Source organism: Bosea sp. Tri-49, assembly GCF_003952665.1.
Lineage (GTDB): Bacteria > Pseudomonadota > Alphaproteobacteria > Rhizobiales > Beijerinckiaceae > Allobosea.
Map to the genome: position 1 here is coordinate 3066882 of NZ_CP017946.1, position 21826 is coordinate 3088707.

Consider the following 21826-nt stretch of genomic DNA (forward strand, 5'->3'; position numbering starts at 1 on the left):
CTCCGCCAACATGGTAAAATGCAGTTAAAACTGAATACAGAATGTGGTGATTGCGTTTGCAGAAGTCCGAGATGGCTTCGCATCTCAGCCCCCAGCTGTGCAGGCTATGGCCGCGCTACTGGAGGCCGGGCAGCACCGCGGCATATTTCGCAGCCAGCGACGGACCAATTTCCCGGATGGTGGCGACCGCAGCAATCGAAATCAGAAATGCGATGAAGCCGTATTCCAGCGCGGTCGCGCCGCGGCGATCGCGCAGGAAGTCGAGGACCAGGGCCGAAAAGCGTTCCATAGCCCAATATTGGCGCAAAACTCCGGACGATTGGTTAATCCGAAGCGCGAAACAGGTTGGCTTGCCCTCGCCTGATCTTGAGCCCGCCGGCTAGAAGGCGAGCTCCGGAAAGACCGGCTCGACCTTGCCGCTCCAGGCGCCCTGCTCACGAACCGCCAGGCGCTCGGCGAGCGTGCGGCCGCTCTGGGCAATCGCGACGATCGGATCGAGATACTGCGTCTCGTCGCGGCCCTGTGCGTCGAGACGGGCCCGGCGGGCGAGGCCCGCGCGCGACAATTCCACGACCTCGCGGGCGAGTTCACGCAAGGCGCGGGTCCCGATTCGAGCATTGAGCCCAGCCTTCGGCACGGTGTCGCGCAGCTGCTGGCGCTCCTGCGCGCTCCAGCGCTTGACCAGATCCCAGGCGGCGGCGAGCGCAGCGTCGTCGTAGAGCAGACCGACCCAAAAGGCCGGCAATGCGTTCAGCATCTCGACCGGGCCGGCATCGGCGCCGCGCATCTCGATATAGCGCTTCAGCCGCGCCTCCGGGAACAGCGTTCCAAGGTGATTGACCCAGTCCGACATGGTGGCCCGCTGACCGGGCAATTGCTGGAGCTTGCCGGCGAGCAGGTCGCGGAAGGAGGCGCCAGCGACGTCGTGATAGGTGTCGCCGCGCTTGACGAAATACAGGGGAACGTCGAGCGCCCAATCGACATAGCCTTCGTAGGACATGCCCTCGTCGAAAGCGAAGGGCAGCATGCCCGAGCGGGCATTATCGGTGTCGCGCCAGATCTCGGAGCGCATTGACTGGAAGCCGTTGAGCTGCCCTTCGCTGAACGGCGAGGCGGCGAAGAGCGCCGCCGCCAGCGGCTGCAGCGCGAGCGAGACCCGCAGCTTGCGCACCATGTCGGCCTCGCTGGCGAAGTCGAGATTGACCTGGACCGTGCAGGTCCGGAACATCATGTCGAGGCCGCGCGTGCCGACCTTCGGCATATAGTTCTTCATGATCGTATAGCGCCGCTTCGGCATCATCGGCGTCTGTTCGCGCGTCCAGAGCGGCGAGTGCCCGAGCGAGAGAAAGCCGATGCCGTGCGGCTCGGCGACCGCCTTCAGATCGGCGAGATGCTGGTCGAGTTCGCGCGCCGTCTCATGCACGTTTGCAAGCGGCGCCCCTGACAATTCGAACTGACCGCCCGGCTCGAGCGAGATCGCGCCGCCGCCATCGGGACCGGCGAGGCCGATGATGTGGCCGGCATCGAGGATCGGCTCCCAGCCAAGGCGCTCCTGCATGCCTTCGAGCAATTGCCGGATGCCGCCGCTGCGGCCCGCCGCCGCGCCCTCATAGGGAACCGGGCTGAGATCGTCGGTGTAGAACGGGAATTTCTCGTGCTCGGTGCCGAGCTTGAATTCGGAGGCCGGTTTCTCGCCCTGCGCGATCCAGCCGATGAGTTCGGCCTTCGAGCTGATCGGCGTGGAATCGGATACGTCGCGGGCCATGGGCGCTCCGGCATGCGTGTCCCGGCGCGCCGCCTGCCCTTTCAGGCAGCTGGAGAACGCTCCGGGTCGAACTGTGCAGCATGACAGGCAGGGGCGGACGCCCCGCCGCGCCATGCGCTGAGGAGCGCCAGACATAGGCGAGCCGCGACAATCCGACAACGACCGTCAGCGCGTGTCGGCGCGCCTGGACCTTGCACGGATGCATGCACGTCACGAATGCGTCAGGCGGCGCCACGCAGCAGGTTCGCCCCTTTCGGCACAAGTCCGTCATCGTCGGCACGCGTCTGCGCAGCAATCCAGTCGGTGACGGCGATGAGTCCGGCAGTCTGACCGCCGGCGCCGGCACGCGCCTCCTCGAAGATCGCGAGCTGCATGTCGGCGCTGGTGCCTCCGGCAACGATCGTGCGGCAATGGGCGAGATCAAGGGCACAGCCGAGCGCGACGGCATCCTCGTCGAGCAATTCCAGCACCTCGTCCAGCACCTGCCCGACCGGGATCATGGCGCGGCGCTTCTCGCAGACGAAGCCACCATGCATGCCGTAGCGCTGGGCCCGCCAGATGTTCTCTCCGGCGAGGGCGCGCGAGGCGGCGGTCAGATCGGCGTTGAGCCCGGGCTTGCGGGCGAGATGGCACACGAGGCAGCGACAAAGCGCGGCGATGGCGAGCGTGTCGTCAAGCCGCGTGCAGCTGTCGGCGACGCGCAGCTCCAGCGTCGGATGCTTCTGGGACGAGCGGATCGCCCACCAGATGAAGCTGGAATCGCGCATCGCGCCCGATGCCACCATGGTGTCGACATAGGTCCGATAATCGGCGGCGCTGGTGAAGAGCTCCGGCAGGCCGGTGCGCGGCAGCTCCGCATAGGCGCAGAGCCGATAGCCCATCAGCCCGGTGCGGCGCCCCTGCCAGAACGGCGAGGAGGTCGATAGGGCAAGCAGCAGCGGCAGAAAGGGCAGCATCCGGACCATGATCGAGATGCGCTGCTCCTCGTCCGGCACCTCGACATGGACATGCAGGCCGCAGAGCTGGTTGCGACTGCCGAGCATCTGCAGGTCGCGCATGATGCCGTCATAGCGCTTGGCCTCGGTGGCGCGCTGGCGCGCCCAGACGGCGCTCGGATGGGTGCCGCAGGCAAGCAGGAGCATCTGATGCTCGCGCGCGAGCTTGGCGAGATCCGAGCGCAGCCGCCGCAGCGACAGGCGCGCCTGGGCCATGTTCTCGCAGACCGGCGTCGCCACCTCGATCTGCGACTGCAGCATCTCGCGCTGCAACTCGTTCGGGAATACGGCTTGCGCCGCCTCGATGAAATGCGGTGCGATCTTGCGCACGACGCCGCGGCTTTCCGCGTCGGACAGGAAATACTCCTCCTCGACGCCAAAGCGGTAGGCGCTGCTCACCATGATGTCTCTCCCCCGTGGCGGCGCGCTCCGAAGCGGAGCGGCGGCGCCAGACTGCCAGTCAATGAGTCGGAACTGCGACCGGTGGCGCAGTTTCCACGCCTAAACGCCGAACCAGCCGCGGCGTTCCAACCGGCAGCAAGGACGCCGGTCGTGCGCAAGCCACGGAGCTAATTGGCGGACCAGTCGCCGAGCGTCGCCTGGACGACGGCGAGCGCGGCGACCGCCGCTGTGTCGGCCCGCAGGATGCGCGGCCCCAGCGACAGGCGCAGCGTCCGATCGCGCTGGAGAATCAGCGCGCGTTCCGATTCGTCGAAGCCGCCCTCGGGACCGATCAGCACGGCGAGCGGGCCGCGCGGCGCGGCCTGCAAGGCTGCCAGCGGGCTTTGCGCGTCGAGCGCTTCGTCGCAGAAGATCAGCAACCGCTCCGGCTCGAGGGCGGCAAGCGCAGCAGCAAGCGGCTGCTCGGCTCGGATTTCCGGCAGGGCCAGGATGCCGCACTGTTCTGCCGCCTCGACCGCATTGGCAGCGAGCCGGTCGAGATTGAGCCGCGAGACCTGGGTGAAGCGCGTCAGGACCGGCTGGAGCACGCCCGCCCCCATCTCGACCGCCTTCTGCGCCATATAATCGAGCCGCGCATGCTTCAGCGGCGCGAAGAGATAGAGAAGACCGGGCGCCGGCGGTTGCGGGCGAGCCTGCTTCAGCGCCTCGAGGCTGGCCTGCTTGCGCCCCTCCGCCCGGATCGCGCAGAGCCATTCGCCATCGCGACCGTTGAAGACCAGGATGGTGTCGCCGCCGCGCAACCTGAGGACGTTGAGCAGGTAATTGGCCTGGTCGCGCGCGAGCTCCAGCACGGCGCCTGCCGCCAGCGGCGCCTCGCTGAACAGCCGGTGCTTGGTGAAATCCCGCATGCGAACCCGATCCGATATCCACAAGAATGGCGCGAAAGTCGCCACAATCCCACGCTATCGGCAAGTGGATCGTGGCGAAATGCGAGCCGGAGCTTGTTGGCGCATGGCTCTCGCTGTTATGGAAAAGCCCGCAACGCCGGGACGGGCGTATATAACGGGACAAGAGCGGAGCGGATGATGCGGCGATACGCGACCCTGAAGCTGGCTGTAGCGTTGGCTGGCCTGGGCCTGGCCGAGCCGGCATTGGCGCAAGTGCCTTCGGGCTGTGAGAATCTGCAGAAGCTGATGCAGGAGCGCCAGTCGATCGTGGGGCAGCTCAACGCAAATGCGAAGGCCAAGCGCAAGATGACCCCGGTGCAGGCCTGCGGCATTTTGGGCCGGCTGGTCGGCAACGGCAACTCGCTGATCAAGTTCGCCACCGCCAATCAGGACTGGTGCCAGATTCCGGCGACCTTCGTCGACGGCATGAAGGCCGACAATGAAAAGGCCGGCACGATCCGCGGCCAGGCCTGCAATGCGGTGAAGCAGCAGGAGGTGATGCAGCGCCGCGCCCAGCAGCAGGCGCAGCAGCGGCAAGGCGCCAACCCGTTCGGAGGCGCCGACTCGATCACCGGCGGCGCGATGCGCGTGCCGCAGGGCGCACTCTGACGGCGCCCCGATGGCGCCCTCTCCTCCCCTCACCGACGCGCCGCTCCCCGACGCACTGACCGGGCATTGGGTCGACACCAAAGCGCCACGGCGCCTGCGGCCCTATCTCAAGCTCGCCCGGATCGAACGCCCGATCGGCTGGCAGCTGCTGCTGCTGCCATGCTGGTGGTCGGCCGGGCTCGCCGCGATCGCGGCCGGGCTGCCCTTTCCCAATCTCTGGCACTGCCTGCTCTTCCTGATCGGCGCCATCGTGATGCGCGCGGCCGGCTCGACCTTCAACGACATCGTCGACCGCAAGCTCGACGCGCAGGTGGCGCGCACGCGCGGCCGGCCCCTGCCGTCAGGCCAGGTCAGCGCCAAGGCGGCCGCCCTTTTCATGGTCGGATTGTCGCTGGTCGGCCTTGTCGTTCTGCTGCAGTTCAACCGCTTCACGGTGATCGCCGGCATCGCCTCGCTGGCGATCGTCGCGATCTATCCGTTCATGAAGCGGATCACCAACATGCCGCAATTCGTGCTCGGCCTTGCCTTCTCATGGGGCGGACTGGTCGGCTGGAGCGCGGTGTTCGGCCGGCTCGATCCGCCGGCCTATCTGATCTATGCCGCCGCGGTGTTCTGGACGATCGGTTACGACACGATTTACGCGATGCAGGACATCGAGGACGACGTGATCGCCGGGATCAAGTCGAGCGCGCGCTATTTCGGCGCGTTCACCCAGCAGGCCGTGGGCCTCTGCTATGGCGCGACGATCGCGCTCGCCGGTGTCGCCGCCTGGTTCGCCGGCGCCGGCTTCGTCGCCTTCATCGGGTTAGGGATGTTCGCGCTCCACCTGGGCTGGCAGGTCCATACCATCGACGGCGCTGACGGGCGCACGGCGCTGATGCTGTTCCGCTCCAATTGGCATGCCGGCCTGATCCTGGCGGCCGGTTTCGCGCTCGACGCGCTGGTTTCCTTCGTCTTCTAGGTCAGGATCTCGCCCCGGATCACCACCGGGCGCTCGGCCAGGCGGCCGGTCTTGCGCCTTGTCAGGAAGCGCGGACGACGGCCAGCAAGCAGGGCGTGACGACGACGAATGCGGGTCGGCCCCAGAGCGAGCCGGCCGATTTGCGGGTAGGGCTCGGTGATCGCGCCGTCGCTGGTTTCGAGCAGGAGCGGCAGGCCGCTGGCGCGGCCGGCATCGCGCCAGACGGCGATGGCGTCGTCCTGATCAAGCACGGCGACGATGACGGAGCGGCCGTCGCCCGCGGTCAAGGCGAGCTGGAAGCGGTCGTCATCAGCAATCGCGCCACCGGCCATGCGCAGCGCGATGCCACGCCAACCGGCGCCGCCGCGCAGGATGCGCACCGGCCCGATGCGCTCGATGCGGGGGCCGTCCTGCTGCAGCGGCACATTCGCCGACTGCGGGGACTGTCCGTTCTGATTCTGTGCGCCACCGGGGTAGACGGGCGCAAGCCCGCTCTCCCCGGTGGCCGGCGTGACGCTGGCCATCGGTTTTAACGCCTCTCTTTAATCCCTGCTGCCCGGAACCCTCTGTCGATGCGGGGTTCTCGTGCTTGCAGGACGGAGATTGGCCGGAAGGGTTGTCCGAGCGCTTAAGAGCTTGGGTTAAACAAAGGTGTTGAAGCGGTTTTCAGTCCGTTCCCGGCCGGTTTCCCGGATGATGCTTGACGGAATCTTTCGGACGGCCCCGGTTTTTTCCTTGTTCCGTCGCACTCTCCGGCCATAACGGGACATGATGGAATCTTCTCCACTGCCAATCGCCGAGGATATGCTAGCTGTCGTCGAGGCCTCCTGCCGCGAGGCCGGCCAGCTTGCGCTCGACCTGTTCCGCCCCGGCGCGCAGACAGCTGCCAAAACCTGGTCGAAGGCCGGCGGCTCGCCGGTGACGGAAGCGGATATCGGCGTCGACACCTTCCTGCATGTGCGCCTGTCGGCGCTGCTGCCGGACGCCGCCTGGCTCTCCGAGGAGACCGTCGACGATGCCCTGCGCCTGTCGCGCCGCTTTGTCTGGGTCGTCGACCCGATCGACGGCACTCGCGCCTTCATGACCGGCTCGCCCGACTGGGCGGTCTGCGTCGCCCTGCTCGACGACGGCAAGCCCATACTCGGCGTGGTGCATGCCCCGGCAGGTCCTACGACCTATACGGCGATCAGCGGCGGCGGCGCCATGAGCAACGGCAAGCCGATCCGGACACGCGCGGTCGATACGCTCGCCGGCGCACGCATCGCCGGTCCGAAACCGATGCTCGATGCGCTGGCACGCCTGGAGAGCTTCATCCCTGCCGACAAGATCCCGTCTCTGGCGCTGCGCCTCACCCGCATAGCCGACGGCACGATCGATGCCGGGCTGGTCTCGCCCGACGCACGCGACTGGGACCTCGCCGCCGCCGATCTCGTCCTCAGCGAAGCTGGTGGGCAGGTGACGACAGGCGAAGGCGAGGCCATGCGCTATAATCGCGAGGTGCCGATGCACGGCATGCTGGTCGCGTCCGGAAGCAGCCTCGTCGCTCCGCTCGCGCAAGCACTGCGCCGCCTGCGCGAAAGCCAGCCGCAGCGCAGCTAAGCGGAACGCAGCGCTGCTGACGTCACGTCAGAACGAAAACTGCCGGAAATAACCGCATTTTCTTGCTGAACGGGCCTCGCGCGCGGAAGGCGGATAGCTTATCTGATCGCACGGCAAAAAATGCGGTTGGGGCAAGCCGGAGCGGGTCCGGCAGCGCCTCGGCGTGCTTTCGACAGAGATTTCAAGACACAGGCCGGAGACGGATGATGAGCGCGAGCCAGGATACCAAGCAGCTGCTGCACCTCGTGATCGGCGGCGAGCTGAGCTCACTCGACGGCGTCGAGTTCAAGGATCTCTCCAAGGTCGACATCGTCGGCGTCTACCCCAATTACGCCGCGGCTCATGCCGCCTGGAAGGCGAAGGCGCAGGCGACCGTCGACCAGGCCCAGACCCGCTATTTCGTCGTGCACCTGCACCGCCTGCTCGACCCGTCGACCGGCCAGCACTGACGATAAAAGACGCTGCCAGACCGGTTCGATGGGATTTTCCCTGCTCAAGACGAAGTTCGCACAGGAGGCGCTCGGCCGCAGCCTTGCCTTCTATCTGCGCCTGGTCAGACGCACGAACCGCTTCGTCGTCGAGCCAGCCGATATCTATGAGCAGGTCCGCGGCGAGCTGCCGCTGATCATCGCGATGTGGCACGGCCAGCACATCATGATCCCGTTCGCCCGGCCCGACTGGATGCCTTCCTATTCGCTGGTCTCGCGCCATGGCGATGGCGGCTTCAATGCGGTGGCGCTGCGCGAGCTCGGCATCGGCGCGATCCGCGGCTCGGGCGCCTCCGGCAAGAAGGTCCGCGAGAAGGGTGGCGCGCCGGCCTTCCTCGCCATGGTTCGGCGGCTCGCCGCCGGCGACACCATGGTGCTGACCGCCGACATTCCCAAGCGCGCGCGCGTCTGCGGCCCCGGCATCGTCCAGCTGGCGCGGGCCTCGGGTCGGCCGATCCATCCGATCGCGGTGGTGACCAGCCGGCGGATCGATTTCAACAACTGGGACCGCGCTTCGATCGGTCTGCCCTTCGGGCGCGGCGCCATCGTCGTCGGCGAGGCGGTCCGGATCGCCCGCGACGCGGACGAAGCAACCTGCGAGGCTGCGCGCCTCGCCGTCCAAGCCGGGTTAGACGCCGTGCATGAACGCGCCTATGCGCTGATTGGTGCGCGCGATCCCGGCGCAGGCCTGCGCGAGGCCGCCGCCGCCAAGGCCGCGACCAAGGCCAACGCCGCATGATCGGCCGCAGCTTCGTCATCAGTGCCTACCGCACGCTCTCGGCCCTGCTCGAGCCCGCGGCCGCCGGGCTGCTGCTCTGGCGGCGCCGACGCGGCAAGGAAGATCCGGCAAGGCTGTCGGAGCGACGCGGCTATGCGAGCGTCGAGCGGCCGGCGAAGACGCTGGTCTGGCTGCATGGCGCCAGCGTCGGCGAGACGGTGACGCTGCTGCCGCTGATCGAGCGCCTGCAGCGGCGCGGGCTCGCCGTGCTGGTGACCTCGGGCACCGTGACGTCGGCGCGACTCCTGGCGCAGCGGCTGCCGGCCGGCGCGATCCATCAGTTCCTGCCGCTCGACGTGCCGCGCTATATGCGCCGCTTCCTCGACTACTGGCGTCCCGATCTCGGCCTGATCTGCGAATCCGAGATCTGGCCGAACCTGATGATCGAAGCCGGCAAGCGCGGCGTGCCGTTGGTCATGGTCAATGGCCGCATGTCCGAGCGCTCCTTCCAACGCTGGTACAAATTCCCCAAGACCTCGCGCTACCTACTCTCCGGCTTCGACCGCTGTCTGGCGCAATCACAGGAGGATGGGCAGCGCCTCGCCCAGCTCGGCGCGCCGCGCGTCAGCATCGCCGGCAACCTGAAATTCGACGTCCCGGCTCCGCCGGCCGATCCCAACACACTTGCTCTACTCGACGGCCTGGCGGCAGGACGGCCAGTCTGGGTCGCGGCCTCGACCCATCCGGGCGAGGAGGAGGACGTGCTCGCCGCCCATCTCGGCGTCCAGGCGCATCTGCCCAAGCTCCTGACCATCGTCGTGCCGCGGCATCCCGATCGCGGCGGCGAGGTCGAAGCGCTCGCAAATGCCAATGGCGTGGCCAGTGCCCGCCGCTCGCTCGGGCAGTTGCCGGAGCGCGACATCGACTTCTACATCGCCGACACGCTCGGCGATCTTGGCCTGTACTACCGGCTGGCGCCCGTCGCCTTCATCGGCGGTTCGCTCGCGCCGATCGGCGGCCATAACCCGATCGAGCCGGCCAAGCTCGGCTGCGCCCTGTTGCACGGTCCGCTCGTCCACAAATCCGCCGAGCTCTTCGCCGCTTTCGATGCCGGCGGCGGCGCGATTCAGGTCGCCGACCGGCAGGAACTCGCCCAGGCAGTGCATCGCTGGCTCAGCGACCCGGCTGCGGCACGTCAGGCCGCCCGGGCCGCGGCCCGGACCAGCACGGAGCTCAGCGGTGCGCTCGACCGCACCGTCCAGGCGATCGAGCCGCTCCTGCTGCGCGCTGCCATCGGCCAGCGCGAGGCCACGGACTGATGCGCGCCCCGGGCTTCTGGTGGCGCGTGCCCCCAACTGCCCTCGCCCGGCTGCTGCAACCGCTCGGGGCACTCTATGGCGCCGTCACCATGCGGCGCATGCGGCAGCCAGGCGCACAGGCCGGCATCCCGGTGATCTGCGTCGGCAACTTCGTCGCCGGCGGTGCTGGCAAGACGCCGACAACGTTGGCGCTGGCGGCACGGCTGGTTGCAATGGGGGAGACGCCCTTCGCCCTGACGCGGGGCTATGGCGGCAAGCTGCCGGGCCCCCTGCGGGTCGACCTCGCACGGCATATCTCGACAGATGTCGGCGACGAGCCGCTGCTGCTCGCTGCCCGCCTGCCGACCATCGTCGCACGCAAGCGGCCGGCGGGCGCGGCGCTCGCGTGCGGTTCCGGCGCCAGCCTCGTCCTGATGGATGACGGGCTGCAGAACCCCTCGCTGCACAAGGATCTGCGGCTGGCTGTCGTCGACGGCGCAGTCGGCGTCGGCAATAGCCTGTGCCTGCCGGCCGGGCCGCTCCGCGCGCCACTTGGTGGTCAGATAGAGCAGATCGACGCGATCGTCCTGATCGGAGAAGGCCCGCCAGGGGATGATGTCGCCACGCAGGCGCTCACGGCCGGAAAGCCAGTGCTGCGCGCGAGACTCGCGCCGCCGGCTACTGTTGAGGCGGAGCTAGCCGATCTGCCGGTGTTGGCGGTTTCGGGGATCGGCCGGCCGGAGAAATTCGTGACAACGCTGCGCGCTGCGGGAGCGCGGCTCGTCGGCGAACACGCCTATGGCGACCACCACGCCTATACGGCAGGCGAGGTCGCGGCGCTGATCGCCGAGGCGAAGGCGAAAGCCTGCTGTGTCGCCGTCACCGAGAAGGACATGGTCAAGCTCGCGCCGCTCTGGCCCGCCGCGGAGCGCTCGCTGCTGCTTTGCGTGCCGGTCACGCTCGCCTTCGAGGATGAGGCCGCTCTCGACGCGCTGCTGCGCGGATGCCTGGCAAAAACCCGCTCAGGTGCGGCCGGCGCGACGCACGCGCAATAATACGGCCTCCGGCGAGGCATAGGCTTCCTGCCATTCCACCGACCAGTAGCGCAGCTCCTCGAGCCGGATCGGCGCGCCAGTGACGGCGCAGCGGACGAAGGCGCCAGGACGCACGACGCGGAACTCGCCATGGCCGTAATCGACCAGCGCTTCGGAGCCGGAGGGAGGCAGGCGTTCGTTGATGTTCATCACGGGCCAGGACGATAAAGCGGCGACAGGTTAGCGTACAGGTTGCAGTTTGACGCAACCATCTCTGAAACCACGCATTGTTCCAACATGGTCTTTCTGTGATAGCGTCAGTTGCGATGATGTCCAGCCTGACCCGCGCCACTACGTTGGCGATTGGTCTTGTCTCCCTGCTCGCGGTCCCCGCGATCGCAGGCGGCTATGAACGCGTCCGTATTCCACATGACGATTACCAGCTCGATGCGGTGATGTTTCGCCCGACCGGGCCCGGGCCCTTTCCGGCGATCGTCGCGCTGCATGGCTGCGGCGGCCTCTGGCGCGAACCGGACAAGCTCTCGACACGGCATAGCGACTGGGGCGAGCGCCTTGCCGCTACCGGCTTCGTCGTGCTGATGCCCGACAGCTACGGCTCGCGCGGGCTCGGCTCGCAATGTGGCGTCAAGGACGTGACCATCCGCGCCAGCCGCGAACGCGTCGGCGACGCGATGGCGGCCCGGCGCTGGCTGCAGGAGCGCCCCGATGTACGGCGCGACGTGATCGCGCTGCTCGGCTGGTCCGGCGGCGGTTCCACCATCCTCGCCGCGATCCGCAAGGACCGCAGGCCGGCCGACCGCCAGCCCGACTTTGCTCGCGCCGTGGCGTTCTATCCCGGCTGCCGCACCCAATCGGAATCGGGCAGCTTCGAGGCCCGCCTGCCGACCCTGATCCTGATGGGCGATGCCGATGACTGGACGCCGCCCGCCCCGTGCGACTTCCTGACCAAAGCCGCCCGCGCCCGCGGCGAGCCGGTCGAACTCGTGCTCTATCCCGGCGCCGTGCATGATTTCGATCATCCGCGCCTGGATCGGCGCGAGAAGGAAGGCGTCGCCTACTCGGCCTCGGGAACCGGCAAGGTCACGGTAGGCACAGATCCGGCGGCGCGCGACGACGCGATCAGACGGGTCAAGGCGTTCTTCCTGGGCAAGTGAGCGGCGGCCGCGCGGCGGACGTTCAGCGCACCGAAGCTGCGAGCGTCACCGTCGGCTTGTCGCCCAGAAGCGAACGGGCGATGTCCTGCGCCAGGCAGGCATAACCGGCATCGCTCATATGAAAACGGTCGCCGGCGAGAGCGGCCATGAAACCGGCCTCGTCCTGCTGATACCAGCCCAGCATCGCCTGATAGCGCGACAGGACCGGGATGGCCTGCGCGCGCGCAGTCTCAGCGATTGCGTCGACATAAGAGCGGTAGCGCGCCGTTTCCTTGATGCCTGGGTAGAACTGCGGATCGAGGATGACGAGCCGGGTACGCGCCTGCCTGGCAGCAGCGATGCCATCGGCGACGAGTTGGCGGAAGGTCGCGAGATCGCCGCCGGTCACCGCGTCATTGGTCCCGACCTGCCAGATCACCAGATCGTAGCGGCCTTCGACCAGCGCGGCCTTGAGACGCGACAGCGTCTGCGGCGCGGTCTCGCCGCCGATGCCGGCATTGACCATCTCGATGGCGCGGCCCGAAAGGCCCGTGCGCAGCAGCGTACCCAGTTGGGCCGGATAGGTCTTGTCCTTGCCGCTGGCGCCGATGCCTTCGGTCGAGGACGAGCCGATGGCGAGGATACGCAAGGGGGTGCTGCCCCTGCTCCAGGAGGAAGCGAGATCGGCGGCATCGCGGGAGAGCGCCGACGGCCTGCAGACGAACTCGGTCGCATTCGCCTGCTGTACTTGCAAGCCCAGAGGCGCAAGCATGGCAAAGGCACAAGCAAGGCGTATCCGGAAACCGGCGAGCATCAAGGAGCATTCCCCCAACCGCTATCAGGCAGCGATTAGCCAGCACTAGCTGAACGCTATCTGAACGGGACGAGGCTCATCGAAAACAGTGGTGAATCACAGGTTTTCGCGATGTCAGAATAGATCGCCCTGTCCACCGCCGGCGACCGGCTTGCGCCCGGGGTGCCGCGGCGCCTGCGGAGAGGAGGTTCCGCCCGGCACGACTGCGCCGAAGCTGCCATCGGCGAGGGTGACCTGAAGGGTCAATCCCGGCCGCGCCGCCGCAGCGCTGCGCAGCAGATTGCCGTCCTCGTCGCGCACCAGCGCGTAGCCGCGCGCCAGCACCGCCTGCGGCCCGAGAGAGGCGGCCAGCGCCCAGATACTGTCCAGCCGGTCGCGGCGGCGCTGGAGCTGCCGGCTGAAGGCCGGCAGTGCCCGTGTGGAGACCGCATAGAGATTATCTCGGGCTCTGGCGATCCTGTTGCGTTCGATGAGGAAGATCTTGCCGCGAGCGGCGGCGAGAAGCTGGGCGAGGCCATCGAGCTTCGCAGCATGCGTCTTGAGCTTTGCCGCTGGCGACTGGCCGTGCAGTCGCCTGTCGAGCTGAGCAAGCTGCTGCTCATGGACGCGGGCATTGCGCGCCAGCGCCGGCCCGAGTTTGGTTGCGGCAAGGTCGAGCCGCTGGCGCGGGGCCGCCAGCAGCCCCTCCGCCGTAGGCAAAGCCCGGGCGAGCGCGCGCAGATCGCTTCGCCGGCGTTCGGACAGGCGCAGCGTCGCGCCGGAGAGCCGGCGCGACAAATCGGTGACTTGCGCCAGCAGTTCAGCCCGCACCGGCACGACCTTCTCGGCCGCCCCGGTCGGCGTCGGGGCACGCAGATCGGCGGCATGGTCGATCAGCGTCACATCGGTCTCGTGGCCGACGGCCGAGACCAGCGGAATCAGCGACGCCGCGGCGGCGCGCACCACCGCCTCCTCGTTGAAGCCCATCAGGTCTTCGAGCGAGCCACCGCCGCGCGCGACGATGATCACATCCGGGCGCGGGATGCGCCCGCCTTCGGGCAATGCGTTGAAGCCAGCGATGGCATTGGCGACCTCGGCTGCGCTGCTCTCGCCCTGGACGCGCACCGGCCAGACCAGAACATGGCGCGGGAAGCGCTCCTCCAGCCGGTGCAGGATGTCGCGGATCACCGCGCCTGTCGGCGAGGTGATGACGCCGACGACGCGCGGCAGGAACGGGATAAGCTGCTTGCGGCCGGCATCGAACAGGCCTTCGGCGGCGAGTTTCTTGCGGCGCTCCTCCAGCAGCGCCATCAGCGCGCCGATGCCGGCCGGCTCGAGCGAATCGATGATGATCTGATAGCTCGACTTGCCGGCGAAGGTAGTGATCTTGCCGGTGGCGATGACCTCCAGCCCCTCCTGGGGCTTGGTCTTCAGCCGGCCGAACACGCCCTTCCAGATCACCGCGTCGATCTTGGCGTTGGCGTCCTTCAGCGAGAAATAGACATGGCCGGAGCCAACCGGGCCGCGATAGCCGGAGATTTCCCCGCGCACGCGCACGAAGCCAAAGGCATCCTCGAGCGTGCGCTTGAGTGCGCCGGAGAGGTCGGAGACCGACCATTCGGGGGCATTGCCGGCGGGCGGGGGCGATTCGCTGTCCATGGCGCGAACTTAGCGGCACGAGGACGCAAGCAGAAGCGTTGCCCCGTCAGCCTGCGGCAGCTATTGCGCCTTTGAGCAAGCGGAGAGATGCGATGAACATTCTTCTGATCGGGTCCGGCGGGCGCGAGCATGCCCTGGCCTGGGCGATCTGCGCCTCCCCGCTCTGCGACAAGCTCTTCATCGCGCCCGGCAATCCCGGCACTGGCCAATGCGGCGAGAATGTCGTGCTCGACATCGCCGACCACCGCGCCGTCGCCGATTTCTGCAAGCTGATGGGCGTCGGCCTCGTCGTGGTCGGGCCGGAAGGCCCGCTGGTCGACGGCATCACCGATGATCTCGAAGCCGCCGGGATCAAGACCTTCGGCCCGTCCAAGGCGGCGGCACAGCTCGAAGGCTCGAAGGCCTTCACCAAAGAACTCTGCGCCGAGTTCGACATCCCGACCGCGGCCTTCGCCCGCTTCACCGACGAGGCTGCGGCCAGGGCCTACGTCGCCAAGACCGGCGCGCCGCTGGTGATCAAGGCTGACGGCCTCGCCGCCGGCAAGGGCGTGGTCATGGCCGAGACCATCGAACAGGCCAATGAGGCGCTGGCGATGATGTTCTCCGGCGGTCTCGGCGCGGCCGGCGCCGAGGTGGTGATCGAGGAGTGGATGATCGGCGAGGAAGCGAGCTTCTTCGCGCTCTGCGACGGCATGCATGCGCTCGCCCTCGCCTCGGCCCAGGACCACAAGCGCGCCTTCGACGGCGACACCGGGCCCAACACCGGCGGCATGGGCGCTTATTCGCCGGCGCCGGTCATGACGAAGGCTCTGGAGGAGCGCGTCATGGCCGAGATCATCGCGCCGACGCTCGCCGGCATGAACAAGCGCGGCGCACCGTTCAAGGGCATTCTCTATGCCGGGCTGATGATTACCGCCGATGGCCCGAAGCTGATCGAATACAATACCCGCTTCGGCGATCCCGAATGCGAAGTGCTGATGCCACGGCTGAAGAGCGACATCGTGCCGGCGCTGCTCGCGGCGCGCGACGGCGTGCTGAACGCCGTCGACCTGCGCTGGTCCGACGACGTCGCGCTGACGGTGGTGATGGCCGCGAACGGTTATCCGGGCACGCCCGAGAAGGGCAGCGTCATCAAGGGCATCGAGAAGGCCGCGGCCGAAAAGGACGTGCTGGTCTTCCATGCCGGCACGCAGGCGAAAGGCGACGACATCGTCGCCAATGGCGGGCGGGTGCTCAACGTGGTGGCGCTCGGCAAGACCGTCAGCGAGGCGCAGGCCAAGGCTTACAACGCCGTCGACCTGATCGACTGGCCAGGCGGCTTCTGCCGGCGCGACATCGGCTGGCAGGCGGTGAAGCGCGAGCGCGAAGGCTGACAAAACGGATGGCCATCTCTATATATACTCCATCGCAACCGGGTATATATAGAGACAGCCATGACAGTGCTGATCAAAGATTCCGAAGCTGACCGGCTTGTCCGCGAGCTGGCCGCTCGGACCGGCGAGACTATTACCCAAGCGGTCAAGATCGCCGCACAAGAGCGCTTGGACAGATTGCCGCCAGCAAATGGCGGCCGGATCGACCGCGAAAAGCTGGACAAGCTTCTGGCCGCATTCCGCGATCGGCTCATCGTCGATCCGCGATCCGACGACGACATCATCGGCTATGACGAAAACGGCCTGCCATCGTGACGGTCCAACTTGTCGTCGACAGCTCTGCGATCGTCGCGATCCTGACAGGCGAGCCGGAGCAAGCGGCGTTCCGTGCTCGTCTCGATGCCGCGCCTAAGGCATTCTGCTCCACAGCGAGTTTCGTCGAAAGCTTCATGGTCTTGTCGGCCCGGATCGCTGACTTGACTGCCGACGAGCTTCAAGACGCGCTGGGAACGATCAACGTCGAGCTGCTCCCGTTCGACGCCGAGCAGGCCATCTTGGCTACGCAAGCTTTTGCGCGCTTCGGCAAAGGCCGCCACCCGGCTCGCCTCAATCTCGGCGACTGCTTCTCCTACGCTCTTGCCAAATCCTTGAACGCGCCTCTGCTCTACAAGGGCGAGGATTTCGGCCTGACGGACATCGCCACGGCCGTACCGTCACAGGAGTAGCGGCCATGACCAACATCGACAGCCTCTTTCCCGATTTCGAGGCGCGCTGGATCGACGGGCCGGTCGGCAAGATCTTCGCCCGTGTCGGCGGCAAGGGACCGCCCGTGGTGCTGATCCACGGCTTCCCGCAGACCCATGCCGAATGGCATGAGATGGCAGGCGAACTCGCCAAGACGCATACCGTCGTCTGCCCGGACCTGCGCGGCTATGGCTGGTCGGCGGCGCCGCATGGCGACGGCGGCAAGGCGCTCTATACTAAACGCGGCATGGGCGAAGACATCGTCGCCGCGATGAGCGCGCTCGGCTTCAACCGCTTCGCGGTGATCGGCCATGACCGCGGCGCCCGTGTCGCCTATCGCCTTGCGCTCGACCATCTCGGCCGGGTCGAGCGGCTCGTCCTGCTCGACATCCTGCCGACCGTATCGATGTGGGAAGGCATGAACGCGGCGCGCGCCATGCAGGTCTATCACTGGACCTTCCTGGCCCAGCCCGAGCCTGTGCCGGAAAAGCTGATCCAGGCCGATCCCGCCGGCTGGCTCGACCATACGATCGCGAGCTGGACGCGAGCCAAGAAGATCGACGCCTTCCACCCGCTGGCGATGGCCGCCTACGCCGACTCCTTCAACGACCCATCGCGAATCCATGCCGCCTGCGAGGATTATCGCGCCGGCGCGACCACCGATCTCGATTACGACAAGGCCGATCTCGGTGCGGGGAAAAAGATCCTCTGCCCGGTGCTGGTGCTCTGGGGCGAGGCCGGCATCCCGGCCAAGGGCGCAAGCCCGCTCGAAATCTGGCGCGAGACCTTCGCGCCGCAGGCCGAGGGGCAGGCGATCGCCAGCGGCCATTTTCTGCCGGAGGAGAATCCGCAGGACACGCTCGCGGCAGTGAAACCTTTCCTCGCAAGGGAGGTTGCCTAAGCGGCTCCCGCACCGCAACATCAGGCCATGACCAGCGTCTCCAGCCCCCTCGCCCGCCTGCCGGATCCGTCCGGCCCCGAGATCGTCCTCGTGCTCGGTTCCGGCGGCGCGCGCGGCCTCAGCCATATCCCGGTGCTGGAGGCGCTCGACGAGCTCGGGCTGAAGCCGGCACTGATCGCCGGCTCGTCCATGGGCGCGATCGTCGGCGCGGCCTACGCCGCCGGCCTCTCCGGCCGGGACTTACGCGCCCATGTCGAGGCGAGCTTCCGCGATCGCGCCCGGGTGATTGCCCGGCTGCTCGAAGCGCGCATCGGCAAGATCGCCGATCTCTGGCGCGGCGGGCTCGGCAATCCCGTGCTGATCGATGGCGAGCGCCTGCTCGACCTGTTCTGGCCGCAGGTCGTGCCCGATCGCTTCGAGGAACTCGGCATCCCCTTCCTCTGCGTCGCGACCGACTACCATCTGCATGACGAGATCGTCCTCGGCAGCGGCCCGCTGACACCGGCCGTCGCCGCCTCGCTGGCGATCCCTGGCCTGGTCAAGCCGGTGACGATCGGTGGACGGGTGCTGATCGATGGCGGCGCGATCAATCCCCTGCCCTATGACCGCCTGCTCGGCCCGGGGCGCCTCGTGCTCGCGGTCGACACCAGCGCGCCGGCCACCGTGAGCGACAGCCGCGTGCCCGAGCCGCTGGAAGCGATGGTCGGCGTCTCGCAGATCCTGACGCGAGCGCTGGTCCAGCGCATGATCGAGCGCCAGCCGCCGGACATCCTGATCCGCGCCGGCGGCGAGGGCTTCGGTGGGCTCGATTTCTTCCGCTGGCAGGCGATCCTCGAGGCCGCGCAGCCAGCGAAGGAGGAGGTCAAGCGGAGGCTGTCAGAGGCGCTCGAACGGGCGGCGTGACCGCGTCGGGCTCATCGCAGCGGAAGCTCGGCAGACCAGCCTCCAGCGCTATGCGCCCCTCTTCTGTCAGGATCACGGCACGGCTGTCCCTGATCCGGGTCACCCAACCGGCCTCGAAGCAGCGGCAAGCCAGCGCCGCGGCGAGCGAGCCGGCGAGATGCGGGCGGCGCTCACTCCAGTCGAGACAGGGACGCAGCGCAGCGCGCTTGCCTTTGCTCGCGATAGCGGGATCGATCCCGAGCCCGGCGAAGAGCGCGACACCGGAACGGGCCAGCCCATAGCCGCCATCGGCGACGGAGAGATGCCCGCCGGCGACGAGCGCATCATGGATCGCGATGCCGAGGCGGCCGGCGAAATGATCGTAGCAGGTGCGCGCCCGGGCGAGGTCGGCGCCGACGCGCGACGGCAGCCGCCGCCCATTCGCCTGCCCGCCGGAGAGCACCATCAGCCCTTCGAGAGCGGCGGCGACCTCCGGCCCGGCCAGACGATAATAGCGATGGCGGCCCTGTACGGCGACGCCGAGCAGGCCGCCCTGCATCAGCTTGGCGAGATGGCCGCTCGCGGTCTGCGGCGCGACGCCGGCGAGGAAGGCGAGTTCCTTCGCCGTCAACGCGCGCCCGTCCATCAGCGCGTGCAGCATGTTGGCGCGGGCCGGATCGCCCATCAGATGGGCGATCTCGGCGAGATAGGGTCCGTGCATGGCCATGGCTCAACGCCCTCCATTGTGGCTGCCATGATGACGTTCGCGCCCACTGAGGCAAGCAAGGACGCTACGGCGAGGACCGTAGTATCGACGAGCGACAGCGCCAGTCAGGACTGCGACAAGCGATCCAACGCAATCGACCGACAGGGCCGGCAGGATCATGGACCAGACGACGCTCCTTACCTTTATCGCCGCGACCTTCATGCTCGCCGGCTTCGTCAAGGGCGTGATCGGGCTCGGCCTGCCGACGATCGCGGTCGGCGTGCTCGGCGTAGTGATGGCGCCGGCCCAGGCGGCAGCGCTGCTGGTCATCCCCAACCTCGTCACCAATAGCTGGCAGATCACCGGGCCGAAGCTGAAGGCGATCGCCATCCGGCTCTGGCCGATGCTGGCCGGGACCTGCGTCGGCACCTGGGCCGGCGCCGGGTTGCTGGAAAAGGCCAAGGACGGCTCGGCGACGCTCTGGCTCGGCATCGCACTGGTACTCTATGCGCTGGTCGGCCTGAAGGCAGCGAAACTGCGCGTGCCGGAGAAGGCGGAGATCTGGCTCGGCCCGCTGGTCGGCATCATCACCGGCGCCGCCACCGCTGCGACCGGCGTCTTCGTGCTGCCGGCGGTGCCCTATCTCCAGGCGCTCGGCTTCGACAAGGACGAGTTGGTGCAGGCGCTCGGCCTCTCCTTCATCGTCTCGACGATCGCCCTGTCCTTCGGGCTGGTCGGCGCCGGCGCGCTCGACCTGAAGGTCGCCGGCGCCTCGCTGCTGGCGCTGCTGCCGGCGCTCGCCGGGATGTGGTTCGGCCAGGCGATCCGGCAGCGCATCTCGGCGGCAACCTTCAAGCTCTGCTTCTTCGCCGGGCTGCTGATGCTGGGCGGCTATCTTGTCGCCCGGGCCTGGCTCTGACCGGGCGCGTCAGCGTCCGCGCCCGGCATAGGCCAAGCGGCGGCTGCGCTTCTTGCCATACCAGGCGATCTCTCGATCACCGACATCGACATGGACGAGGCCGTTCGAATAGGAGCCGACGCCGCCGACGCTCTCGATCGCCTTGGCGGCCGCTGCGGCATTGCGGGGTGAGGTGGCGAGCGGGCGGAAATCGATGGCGTTGCCGCGATAATGCTGGGAGTTGCGGGCGTGGCGGCCGCCGCAGGTCGAGGTGATCTGGATCGGGCCGATCTTGGCGGTGAGCTCCTTGATCATGCCGAGGGTCTCCGGCTTGAGGCAGCCGAGCCCTTTCACTTGCGGCTGAAACGAGATTTTCGCGAGATGGGTATCGGCGGCAAAGGAGGGTGACACAGACCAACAGGCCGCGGACAGCGCAGCCAACGCAACTTTACGCATAATGGAGATTTACCGACTTTGGGGAATGGAAGGCTCAAGCCACCATTCCTTGGTCTGGCCGAGCAGTGCATCGACGACCTACGGGCGATACAAGGCAAAAACATGGCAGATTACAACAGAAATTTAGAAGCCGATCTGCTCGGGGTTTTCCTTACATCACCAGGACTAAGCCTATCGAACTAGCCAACCGGTTAAATACTGAATTGCTCAACTACCAAACAGATTATGATATACAATCAAAATCTTCATCATTACATCTGAATACAGTTTTGACGGGAACCGCTCAAGCATTCGCGCAGCCGTTCGGGAATCTGCCGCGACCGCGCAGTCCTGAAACCGTTTTGGCCGGCTAGAGTCCGAATGCGGAGGGGTAGCTGACCGAGCCGTGCTGCCCCGCCAGGGCTCCGGGCACGAGTTCCAGTGCTATGAAGGCCTCACCGGAGAAGGGCGAGGCCAGGTTCCGCGCCAGCGCTGCCGAGAAGCCGAAGCGCGGATAATAATCGGGATGGCCGAGCACGATCACGGCCTCGGCTCCGGCCGCCTTCGCCCCGTCCAGCGCCGCCGCGATCAGCCGGCCGCCGATGCCCTGCTTCTGCAGTCCCGGCCGCACGGCCATCGGCGCCAGCGCCAGGGCCTTCACGGCGCGGCCGTCCATCATCGTCGGCAGCCAGCTCAGCAGGATATGGCCGCTGATCGCACCACCCTGCTCCGCGACCAGCTCGACGGCAACGAGACCGTCGCTGCGCAGGCGCTCGATGATGCCGACCTCGTCCTCGCCGTCGAAGGCTGCGCGGTTAAGCGCTACAATGGCCTGCGCATCGGCCGGCTTCGCGGCTCGGATAGCGTCCGCCATCAGCGTCGCTCCCGGAAGAAATCGCGCAGCAATTCCGCCGCCTCGCGCTCGCTCAGGCCGCCATAGACCTCCGGCGCATGGTGACAGCTCGGACTACCATAAAGCCGGACGCCGTTCTCGACCGCCCCGCCCTTCGGGTCGGGCGCGCCAAAGTAAAGCCGCCTGATCCGGGCGAAGGAGATCGCCGCCGCGCACATCGGGCAGGGTTCGAGCGTGACATAGAGATCGCAGTCGATCAGCCGTTCCGATTGGATCGCCTCGCAGGCCAGCCGAATCGCCAATGTCTCGGCATGGGCCGTCGGATCCTTCAGTTCGAGCGTGCGATTGCCGGCGCTGGCCAGTACCTGCCCGTCACGGACGATCACGGCGCCGACCGGCACCTCGCCACGCTCGGCCGCGGCGCGAGCCTCCGCCAGCGCTAGCACCATCGGCGCGACTTCGGCCTTGCTTGCGTCGATCGATCCCATAAAACCTTCATCTTTGCCGTCGCAGCGCATGAAAACGCCTGCTACAAGCGCCGGCTAATACCAGATTCAAAAGCCGCTGCCGTCCCGGATCGCTTCGCAACCCGGTCCGCGATGATCCGGCTTC

26 protein-coding genes are annotated in these 21826 nt (G+C 67.5%); 14 read left to right on the forward strand and 12 right to left on the reverse strand.

Annotation, left to right across the window (positions count from 1 at the left end):
- Positions 1 to 115 precede the first annotated feature (115 nt).
- The 4 genes from BLM15_RS15065 to BLM15_RS15080 all read right to left on the reverse strand — a co-directional run bounded on the left by BLM15_RS15065 (position 116) and on the right by BLM15_RS15080 (position 4070).
- Positions 116 to 289 (reverse strand): Flp family type IVb pilin, encoded by a 174-nt coding sequence (locus tag BLM15_RS15065; protein WP_126113522.1) that lies wholly within the window; start codon positions 287 to 289, stop codon positions 116 to 118.
- 90 nt (positions 290 to 379) lie between these two features.
- Positions 380 to 1765 (reverse strand): glutamate--cysteine ligase, encoded by a 1386-nt coding sequence (locus BLM15_RS15070; protein WP_126113523.1) that lies wholly within the window; start codon positions 1763 to 1765, stop codon positions 380 to 382.
- Positions 1766 to 1986: 221 nt separating this feature from the next.
- Positions 1987 to 3162, reverse strand: coding sequence for a carboxylate-amine ligase (locus tag BLM15_RS15075; protein ID WP_126113524.1), 1176 nt, complete (start codon positions 3160 to 3162; stop codon positions 1987 to 1989).
- Between the two features lie 167 nt (positions 3163 to 3329).
- A complete protein-coding gene (locus BLM15_RS15080) occupies positions 3330 to 4070 on the reverse strand; it encodes a 16S rRNA (uracil(1498)-N(3))-methyltransferase (protein WP_126113525.1) in 741 nt (246 codons plus the stop codon).
- Between the two features lie 174 nt (positions 4071 to 4244).
- Here BLM15_RS15080 and BLM15_RS15085 point away from each other — a divergent pair, with 174 nt between their 5' ends.
- Both BLM15_RS15085 and ubiA read left to right on the forward strand, forming a co-directional pair.
- The gene (locus tag BLM15_RS15085; protein WP_206438519.1) at positions 4245 to 4718 is read left to right on the forward strand and encodes a hypothetical protein; all 474 of its coding nucleotides are present in this window, start codon (positions 4245 to 4247) and stop codon (positions 4716 to 4718) included.
- 10 nt (positions 4719 to 4728) lie between these two features.
- A complete protein-coding gene (gene ubiA / locus BLM15_RS15090; RefSeq protein ID WP_126113527.1) occupies positions 4729 to 5679 on the forward strand; it encodes a 4-hydroxybenzoate octaprenyltransferase in 951 nt (316 codons plus the stop codon).
- Here ubiA and BLM15_RS15095 read toward each other — a convergent pair.
- Positions 5676 to 6203, reverse strand: coding sequence for a DUF6101 family protein (locus BLM15_RS15095; RefSeq protein ID WP_126113528.1), 528 nt, complete (start codon positions 6201 to 6203; stop codon positions 5676 to 5678). The genes ubiA and BLM15_RS15095 overlap by 4 nt on opposite strands.
- A 280-nt stretch (positions 6204 to 6483) precedes the next feature.
- Here BLM15_RS15095 and BLM15_RS15100 point away from each other — a divergent pair, with 280 nt between their 5' ends.
- The 5 genes from BLM15_RS15100 (at position 6484) to lpxK (ending at position 10837) form a co-directional block, all read left to right on the forward strand.
- On the forward strand, positions 6484 to 7278 hold the full coding sequence (locus BLM15_RS15100) for a 3'(2'),5'-bisphosphate nucleotidase CysQ (protein WP_126113529.1): 795 nt from the start codon (positions 6484 to 6486) through the stop codon (positions 7276 to 7278).
- Positions 7279 to 7484: 206 nt separating this feature from the next.
- Positions 7485 to 7727 carry a DUF4170 domain-containing protein gene (locus tag BLM15_RS15105; protein ID WP_110488448.1) on the forward strand — a complete coding sequence of 81 codons (243 nt, stop codon included), beginning with the start codon at positions 7485 to 7487 and terminating at the stop codon, positions 7725 to 7727.
- Between the two features lie 28 nt (positions 7728 to 7755).
- Positions 7756 to 8505: a lysophospholipid acyltransferase family protein gene (locus tag BLM15_RS15110; RefSeq protein ID WP_126113530.1), complete on the forward strand. Its 750-nt coding sequence runs from the start codon at positions 7756 to 7758 to the stop codon at positions 8503 to 8505.
- The gene (locus tag BLM15_RS15115; RefSeq protein WP_126113531.1) at positions 8502 to 9803 is read left to right on the forward strand and encodes a 3-deoxy-D-manno-octulosonic acid transferase; all 1302 of its coding nucleotides are present in this window, start codon (positions 8502 to 8504) and stop codon (positions 9801 to 9803) included. The genes BLM15_RS15110 and BLM15_RS15115 overlap by 4 nt, the downstream gene beginning before the upstream one ends.
- Positions 9803 to 10837 carry a tetraacyldisaccharide 4'-kinase gene (lpxK, locus tag BLM15_RS15120; protein WP_126113532.1) on the forward strand — a complete coding sequence of 345 codons (1035 nt, stop codon included), beginning with the start codon at positions 9803 to 9805 and terminating at the stop codon, positions 10835 to 10837. The genes BLM15_RS15115 and lpxK overlap by 1 nt, the downstream gene beginning before the upstream one ends.
- On the opposite strand, the gene BLM15_RS15125 is transcribed toward lpxK, so the two are convergent.
- Complete coding sequence (locus tag BLM15_RS15125) at positions 10805 to 11026, reverse strand: DUF2093 domain-containing protein (RefSeq protein ID WP_126113533.1); 222 nt, start codon at positions 11024 to 11026, stop codon at positions 10805 to 10807. The genes lpxK and BLM15_RS15125 overlap by 33 nt on opposite strands.
- A gap of 116 nt (positions 11027 to 11142) precedes the next feature.
- On the opposite strand from BLM15_RS15125, the gene BLM15_RS15130 reads away from it, so the two are divergent.
- Complete coding sequence (locus tag BLM15_RS15130; protein WP_236846313.1) at positions 11143 to 11991, forward strand: dienelactone hydrolase family protein; 849 nt, start codon at positions 11143 to 11145, stop codon at positions 11989 to 11991.
- 22 nt (positions 11992 to 12013) lie between these two features.
- On the opposite strand, the gene BLM15_RS15135 is transcribed toward BLM15_RS15130, so the two are convergent.
- Together BLM15_RS15135 and xseA are read right to left on the reverse strand one after the other, a co-directional pair.
- Positions 12014 to 12742, reverse strand: coding sequence for an SGNH/GDSL hydrolase family protein (locus tag BLM15_RS15135; protein ID WP_164547523.1), 729 nt, complete (start codon positions 12740 to 12742; stop codon positions 12014 to 12016).
- Positions 12743 to 12898: 156 nt separating this feature from the next.
- Positions 12899 to 14422: an exodeoxyribonuclease VII large subunit gene (gene xseA / locus BLM15_RS15140; protein WP_126113536.1), complete on the reverse strand. Its 1524-nt coding sequence runs from the start codon at positions 14420 to 14422 to the stop codon at positions 12899 to 12901.
- Between the two features lie 92 nt (positions 14423 to 14514).
- On the opposite strand from xseA, the gene purD reads away from it, so the two are divergent.
- From purD to BLM15_RS15165, 5 genes are read left to right on the forward strand one after another with little or no spacing between them, the layout of a single operon-like run.
- Positions 14515 to 15795, forward strand: coding sequence for a phosphoribosylamine--glycine ligase (purD, locus tag BLM15_RS15145; protein WP_126113537.1), 1281 nt, complete (start codon positions 14515 to 14517; stop codon positions 15793 to 15795).
- A gap of 60 nt (positions 15796 to 15855) precedes the next feature.
- On the forward strand, positions 15856 to 16110 hold the full coding sequence (locus BLM15_RS15150; RefSeq protein WP_126113538.1) for a type II toxin-antitoxin system VapB family antitoxin: 255 nt from the start codon (positions 15856 to 15858) through the stop codon (positions 16108 to 16110).
- Positions 16107 to 16520, forward strand: a complete 414-nt coding sequence (locus tag BLM15_RS15155) for a type II toxin-antitoxin system VapC family toxin (RefSeq protein WP_126113539.1) — start codon at positions 16107 to 16109, stop codon at positions 16518 to 16520. The genes BLM15_RS15150 and BLM15_RS15155 overlap by 4 nt, the downstream gene beginning before the upstream one ends.
- Before the next feature lie 5 nt (positions 16521 to 16525).
- Positions 16526 to 17440, forward strand: a complete 915-nt coding sequence (locus tag BLM15_RS15160) for an alpha/beta fold hydrolase (protein ID WP_126113540.1) — start codon at positions 16526 to 16528, stop codon at positions 17438 to 17440.
- 27 nt (positions 17441 to 17467) lie between these two features.
- Complete coding sequence (locus BLM15_RS15165) at positions 17468 to 18343, forward strand: patatin-like phospholipase family protein (RefSeq protein ID WP_126113541.1); 876 nt, start codon at positions 17468 to 17470, stop codon at positions 18341 to 18343.
- On the opposite strand, the gene BLM15_RS15170 is transcribed toward BLM15_RS15165, so the two are convergent.
- Positions 18303 to 19049, reverse strand: a complete 747-nt coding sequence (locus tag BLM15_RS15170) for an ArsR/SmtB family transcription factor (RefSeq protein WP_236846314.1) — start codon at positions 19047 to 19049, stop codon at positions 18303 to 18305. The two genes, BLM15_RS15165 and BLM15_RS15170, sit on opposite strands and share 41 nt — an antisense overlap.
- A 157-nt stretch (positions 19050 to 19206) precedes the next feature.
- On the opposite strand from BLM15_RS15170, the gene BLM15_RS15175 reads away from it, so the two are divergent.
- Positions 19207 to 19947, forward strand: coding sequence for a sulfite exporter TauE/SafE family protein (locus tag BLM15_RS15175; protein ID WP_126113542.1), 741 nt, complete (start codon positions 19207 to 19209; stop codon positions 19945 to 19947).
- A gap of 9 nt (positions 19948 to 19956) precedes the next feature.
- Here the strand turns inward: BLM15_RS15175 and BLM15_RS15180 are convergent, their stop codons facing one another.
- The 3 genes from BLM15_RS15180 to BLM15_RS15190 form a co-directional block, all read right to left on the reverse strand.
- Positions 19957 to 20241 carry a peptidoglycan L,D-endopeptidase MepK gene (locus tag BLM15_RS15180; RefSeq protein ID WP_164547524.1) on the reverse strand — a complete coding sequence of 95 codons (285 nt, stop codon included), beginning with the start codon at positions 20239 to 20241 and terminating at the stop codon, positions 19957 to 19959.
- 490 nt (positions 20242 to 20731) lie between these two features.
- On the reverse strand, positions 20732 to 21235 hold the full coding sequence (locus BLM15_RS15185) for a GNAT family N-acetyltransferase (RefSeq protein WP_126113544.1): 504 nt from the start codon (positions 21233 to 21235) through the stop codon (positions 20732 to 20734).
- Positions 21235 to 21663, reverse strand: coding sequence for a nucleoside deaminase (locus tag BLM15_RS15190; RefSeq protein ID WP_126116192.1), 429 nt, complete (start codon positions 21661 to 21663; stop codon positions 21235 to 21237). Before BLM15_RS15190 ends, BLM15_RS15185 begins: the two co-directional genes overlap by 1 nt.
- Positions 21664 to 21826: the final 163 nt, after the last annotated feature.